This is a genomic window from Streptomyces sp. NPDC001027, from assembly GCF_040299045.1.
In the GTDB taxonomy this organism is placed as follows: Bacteria; Actinomycetota; Actinomycetes; order Streptomycetales; family Streptomycetaceae; genus Streptomyces.
The window spans coordinates 1-5,328 of the sequence record NZ_JBEPBI010000378.1 but is presented as its reverse complement, the minus strand read 5'-3'; the positions used below and the strand labels follow the sequence as shown (position 1 = coordinate 5,328).

Annotated in this window: 6 protein-coding genes; 3 read left to right on the top strand and 3 right to left on the bottom strand. The window is 70.4% G+C overall.

What is annotated here, in order from left to right:
- Positions 1 to 298, bottom strand: a 298-nt coding sequence (locus ABT300_RS41010; RefSeq protein WP_351687391.1) for a DUF4232 domain-containing protein, incomplete at its 3' end; no start/stop codon positions are given.
- Between the two features lie 669 nt (positions 299 to 967).
- Here ABT300_RS41010 and ABT300_RS41005 point away from each other — a divergent pair.
- On the top strand, positions 968 to 1,195 hold the full coding sequence (locus ABT300_RS41005) for an integrase core domain-containing protein (RefSeq protein ID WP_351687388.1): 228 nt from the start codon (positions 968 to 970) through the stop codon (positions 1,193 to 1,195).
- Positions 1,196 to 1,537: 342 nt separating this feature from the next.
- On the opposite strand, the gene ABT300_RS41000 is transcribed toward ABT300_RS41005, so the two are convergent.
- On the bottom strand, positions 1,538 to 1,672 hold the full coding sequence (locus tag ABT300_RS41000; RefSeq protein ID WP_351687386.1) for a hypothetical protein: 135 nt from the start codon (positions 1,670 to 1,672) through the stop codon (positions 1,538 to 1,540).
- 333 nt (positions 1,673 to 2,005) lie between these two features.
- Between ABT300_RS41000 and ABT300_RS40990 the strand changes: the two genes are divergently transcribed.
- A complete protein-coding gene (locus ABT300_RS40990; protein WP_351687383.1) occupies positions 2,006 to 3,460 on the top strand; it encodes an RNB domain-containing ribonuclease in 1,455 nt (484 codons plus the stop codon).
- A gap of 173 nt (positions 3,461 to 3,633) precedes the next feature.
- Here the strand turns inward: ABT300_RS40990 and ABT300_RS40985 are convergent, their stop codons facing one another.
- Positions 3,634 to 4,044, bottom strand: a complete 411-nt coding sequence (locus ABT300_RS40985) for a hypothetical protein (RefSeq protein WP_351687380.1) — start codon at positions 4,042 to 4,044, stop codon at positions 3,634 to 3,636.
- Between the two features lie 143 nt (positions 4,045 to 4,187).
- Here ABT300_RS40985 and ABT300_RS40980 point away from each other — a divergent pair, with 143 nt between their 5' ends.
- Positions 4,188 to 4,946 carry a MerR family transcriptional regulator gene (locus tag ABT300_RS40980; RefSeq protein WP_351687377.1) on the top strand — a complete coding sequence of 253 codons (759 nt, stop codon included), beginning with the start codon at positions 4,188 to 4,190 and terminating at the stop codon, positions 4,944 to 4,946.
- The last annotated feature ends 382 nt before the right edge of the window (positions 4,947 to 5,328 follow it).

The window sequence follows — 5,328 nt, the reverse complement described above, 5'->3', positions numbered from 1 at the left end:
CGTTGCCGGCGCCCGCGACCGTCGGATGGCCCTTCAGGACGCACGTCTTCCGGGAAACGTTGGTGAACTGCACGACCGCCGCCCCGGTCCCGGTCCCGGCGGGCGGGTGGGCGGCCTGCCGCGCGCTGATCTGGAGGGCGGAGGCCGGGCAGGCGGGCGGCGGGGTGGAGGTGGTGGTGCTCGCCGCTGTGCTCGCCGCCATGGCGGCGCCGGGCAGGATGCCGGTCACCGCCGCCGCGACGGCCGTGACCGCCGTCGTCGCCAGAGCCGCCCTGCGAATGCCGTTGCTGTGCCGCATGCTGTCGTCCCCCTGAGTCGTGTCGTCCGCGGGTTTCGGTCGTCGGTCGTCGCCCCGCGGTACGCGTGGTCGTCGGTACGTGAGTGCAGAGAGGGCGGGAGAGCGGCAGGGTTGCGTGCGGCGACTGCTTGTGACGCAACGGTGACGACAGGCTGCCTCCTGCGCAGATTGCCGTCAGGGCAGACAGAGGCGCCTCCAGCGCGCCACGGGCTCTGCCACGCCCCCGGTGCGCACCGAAGTTCGCTGAGTCGCTGAGTCGCTGAGTCGCTGACCTGCGGTGATCGAACTCCGATGACCCAAACTCGCGTCCGTCGAAATCCGATGGCAAACGGTCAAGATCCAGTGGCACGGGGGCAGCGGCAGACGGCGCCGCCGGTGGGCAGCCCGCCCACTAGAATCGGATGGGTGAACGATTCCCGTGCCCTGCCGCCTGACCTCCCCCGTCTTCGGACGCTGGAGACCTGACACTGGACTCTCAGTCCCTGGCCGGACCGCGCGGTTGCTCGCAGGACGCTTGCGCCCTCTCATCGGTGCGGGTTCAAGTGGTCAACGCCTCGGACGAGGAGTGCTCGTCGATCAGACGGCGGTAGATCCGGGGGGGGGGGGACGGTGTGGCGCTGTTTCCTGGTCGCATCCAGATTCGCCACGCCACGCTGGCAGCCCAGTTGGGTGCGTCTGTCGGTCGGCCGCACCTGGCAGTGCTGGGACGACGCACTCGCCGAGTCGTTCTTCGCCACCGTCAAGAGCGAGCTGCTCGACACCAGCTCCTGGCCCAGCCAGGTCGCCGCCCGCACCGCGATCTTCGATTTCCTCGAGGGCTGGTACGCCTTGCAGCGCCTGCACAGCAGCCTCGGCCACCACAGTCCCGCCGAATACTGGACCGCACTCGCGGCCTGACCGCCACACCGATGGCGTCCGTCACAGCGGATCGAGCTCAGTTGTCAGGCCACCGGTTTCAGGCAACGGCCGCGACACTACGACAGTGGACGCGAACGATGAGACCCGCGACCAGAGGTTGCCCCTGCCTCCAAGGCCAGTTCTGCCAGACATGGCCGCAGCACGCAGCCGCGGGCCAGCTGACGTTGTCGAGGCCCATGGGCAGTCCCTACGACTCAGCTGGCAGTGGAGGCATGCAATACACCGGGTCCGCTTGCCCGGAGGCCCGCATCCGGGCATCGTTTCGCTGCTGGAGGCTGCCGCCGCTCAACCCAAACAGGTGATCGGAATCCGAAGTCCCCATCACCCTGGCCCTGCCAGCAGTGCGCCACCGCCGATACCGTCGAGGTGCGCGGGCACGCCGGTGAGCACGTTGCGGAACAGTCCGGCGAACAGCATCGACTGCCCGGCCCCGGTCAGGGCCAGCGGGGCTGCCATGGCTCACAGGGAGACGTGCGGCCAGCCCCCCACCGGCTGCGTCGCGGCAGTCAGACCGGCAGGCGACCGGCTTTCGACCGCGAGAGCAACACCGTTGAGCGGTGCGTCAACTGCCTCGAGCAGTGGCGCAGCATTGCCACGCCCCACGAGAAGAGGGTCGTCCTCACACTGGGCGTATTCGGGCGATCCGACAGCGCGGCGAGGTGCCGTAGCCGTCGTCGCGCGCCCTCCTGCGGATGTCCCCTCCCCGCGCGGCCGTCGTCGCCCTGGTCCCCTGCGCCGCCCGGCCCCGCTCGCCGCGCCGGTTCGTGACCGCCGCCCTACGCTCGGGGCATGCGACGCCGCCCGATGCACATGTCTGCCGAGGCCCAGGACGCTCTGCGCACCGCGCTGGAGGAACTCCGCGCGGAGCTGAAGGTCCCCCTGAGCTTCCCCAAGCGCGTACTCAAAGCGGCCGACAAGGCCGCGGGTGAGGCGCGCTTGCCCGACAAGGACGCCACCCACCTGCCGTTCTTCACGATCGATCCGCCGGCCTCGAAGGACCTCGACCAGGCCATGCACCTGGAACGGCGGCCCGGTGGCGGCTACCGCGTGTACTACGCCATCGCGGACGTGGCGACCTTCGTCAGGGCGGGCAGCCCCCTGGACGTCGAGGCGCACGACAGGATCGAAACGCTGTACTTCCCCGACCTCAAGGTGCCCCTGCACCCGCCCGTCCTCTCCGAGGGCGCGGCCAGCCTGCTGCCGAACAAGGACCGCCCCGCCCTGTTGTGGCAGCACGACCTCGACGCCCACGGCAATCTGACCGACTCGTCCGTGAGCCGGGCCGTGATTCGAAGTCGGGCCCAGCTCGACTACGCCGGCGCCCAGCAGGCCATCGAGAACGGCACGGCGCAGGAGTCCCTCGGCCTGCTGCGAGAGATCGGCGAGCTGCGGGAGGCCGTCGAAATCGCGCGCGGCGGCATCTCGGTGAATCTGCCGGACCAGGAAGTCACCCTCGAGGACGGATCGTTCCGGCTGCGCTACGTGGCGGCGCTGCCGGTCGAGGGCTGGAACGAGCAGATCTCCCTCATGACCGGGATGTCCGCGGCCCAGATCATGCTCGACGCGGGCACCGGCATCCTGCGGACCCAGAAGGAGCAGGCCGAGCCGAACGTGATCAAGCGGCTGCACGACATCGCGAGGGCCTTGGGCATCGTCTGGCGGCCCGGCGTCTCGTACGCCACGCTGGTCCGCAGGCTCGATCCCCAGAACCAGCAGCACATGGCCTTCCTCACCGAGGCCACGAGCACGATGCTCAGGGCGCAGTACACCGTCTTCCGCGACAACCAGAAGCCGGCGTACACCATGCACGCAGCGATCGCGGCCCCGTACACCCATTGCACGGCTCCGCTGCGGCGCCTGGTCGACCGGTACACCGGTGAGCTGTGCGTGACGGCGTGCGCGGACAAGGCCCCGCCGAACTGGGTGCTCGACGCCCTGTCCTGCATCCCGTGCGACACGGCACGGGGGAAGGGCGGACTGGCGGGCCGGCAGACCGTGGACCTGGCCGAGGCCGCGGTGCTCAAGGACCGCGTGGGCGAGGTGTTCGACGCCGCGGTCATCGACACCGACGCGGAGCGCGGCAGGCCGCGCGAGGGCAAGGTGTTCCTGGCCGACCCCGCCGTGCTGGCCAAGGTCGTCTCGACCAACGGCCTGGATCTCCCACTCGGATCCAGCATCAGGGCCAGGCTCAAGCAGGCGGACCCCGCCGCGGACGAGGACAAGGTCCTGTTCACCGTGCCCTGAGGGGTGCCGTAATGATCTTGGGGCCGCCTCGGGCACAGCGGGCCTTCGTGCCGCCTGCGACCTGTCCGGCGAGGGCGAGGTCGCGCATCCGGGCGGCGCCGAGCACGGCGTGGCGGACGCCGGGATCAGGGCGCCGTCCCGCCGGCAACCGGGCAGGGGCGCGCTGTGCTGGGCTACGGGTGGACCCGCCATGACTGGTCTGCCTCAGCGCGAGCCACTTCGGCGTCGTACTGGCTGGCGTCAAAGTGGAACTCCGGTGGCGGGGGCGCGGGCGTGTGCGTGACTTTCCACGGAACCTCCCAGTTCGACCACTGCACGATGTCCCCGGACCGCTGCACGACGACGGTCAGGAATCCGCAGCAACTGCCGGTGCACTCCGGTTCGCCCAGCTCCAGGCGGCACGCCTCGCTGGTCGCTCGCAGAAGGCCGGGCTGGCCGACAGGCAGTACGTCAGCCGCGTAGGGCCCACGGCCGCCCTCGCGGACCGTCGCTTCGACCACGTCCTCCCCGTTGACCCAGAACCGCAACTGGGCAGCGAACCTGGGTCCCGGCCGCGACACCCTGATCTCCAAACGATCGAACACCAGACCACCCTATGGGGGGCGGCTGAGGTCGGCGCGTGGCCCAGCCGACAACCTCGGGGTTGAAGCTGCCGTTGCGGCAGCTCCTACCGTCGTGACCAGGGCCGGAGAAACCGGCCCGGCGACACACACGTACGGGAGTCGTGATGGACTGGCCGATCTCGGAGGTGGCCCGGATGTCGGGCGTGACCGCCCGGACACTGCGTCACTACGACGAGACGGGCCTGCTGCCGCAGGCCCGGATCGGCGCCAACGGGCGCCGCTACTACGAGGAGCGCCAGCTGCTGCGGCTGCAGCAGATCCTCGTGTTGCGGGCGCTGGGCGTCGGGCTGCCGGAGATCGGCCGGATCCTGTCAGAACAGGTCGACGAGGTGGATGCCCTGCGGGGGCACCACCAGCGCCTCCTCGAGGAACGGGACCGCCTCGAGGCACTGGCCGGCACCGTTTCCCGCACGATCGCCGAACTGGAACAGTCCAGGAAGGACGGCAACCCCATGACCGTCAACCGACCGGAGAACCTCTTCGAGGGCGTGGCGCCCTCCCAGTACGAGGAGAACCTGCGCGACTTCCCCGAACTCGCCGAAGAGGTCGCACGACGCGCCGACGCGATGAGCCAGGCCGACACCGACGCCGCGCACCGCGAGCGCACCGCCCAGATGATCCGGCTGGCCGAACTCATGGCCGCGGGCCACCCGGCCGACGCCGACCCGGTCCAGGCCGAGATCGTCGCCCAGTACCGGGCGGTGACCGCACTGCGCGCCGTCACCGCCGAGGACTACCGGGCCATCGGACGCTCCGTCGTCGACAACGAGACGTGGCGCGCCGCATACGAGGCCATCGCTTCCGGCCTGGCCGCGTACCAGCGCGACGCCATCGAGGTCTACGCCACCGCCCGGCTGAACTGAGACGCGATGCAACCGCCATCGGGGGAAGAGCCGCGACGGCGGTTGCGTCATGTCGCAGCGGCCCGACGATGTTCGATCCCGAGAACCGGCCGCGGCCCCCTCGACACCGTGCCGCCCGTTCCCGTGAGCAACGACTTCCCTCACAAGAGAGCGCCTCCCAGCGCGCTGACGGTCCGCGACCCGGGCTGGAACTTCGTTCTGTCCGCGGGCCGAGCAGCGGGACGTGTCCGGCCAGCCACAGATTGCAGACAGATTGCAGCCGGTCACGTCCTGCGCCCCGCTCCGCTCCTTCGCCGGCCAACCACGTGCTGGTCCCCCTCACTTGGGGGTCGGTTGAAGAACCTCCGCTCCCGGACCCCCGGTCGTTCACCCCGCGCCTCTG

Excerpts from the sequence above, each read along its gene's own strand:
- ABT300_RS41000 (WP_351687386.1), bottom strand. The coding sequence starts at position 1,672 with ATGGCAGCCCCGCTGGCCCTGACCGGGGCCGGGCAGTCGATGCTGTTC.
- ABT300_RS40990 (WP_351687383.1), top strand. The coding sequence starts at position 2,006 with ATGCGACGCCGCCCGATGCACATGTCTGCCGAGGCCCAGGACGCTCTG.
- ABT300_RS40980 (WP_351687377.1), top strand. The coding sequence starts at position 4,188 with ATGGACTGGCCGATCTCGGAGGTGGCCCGGATGTCGGGCGTGACCGCC.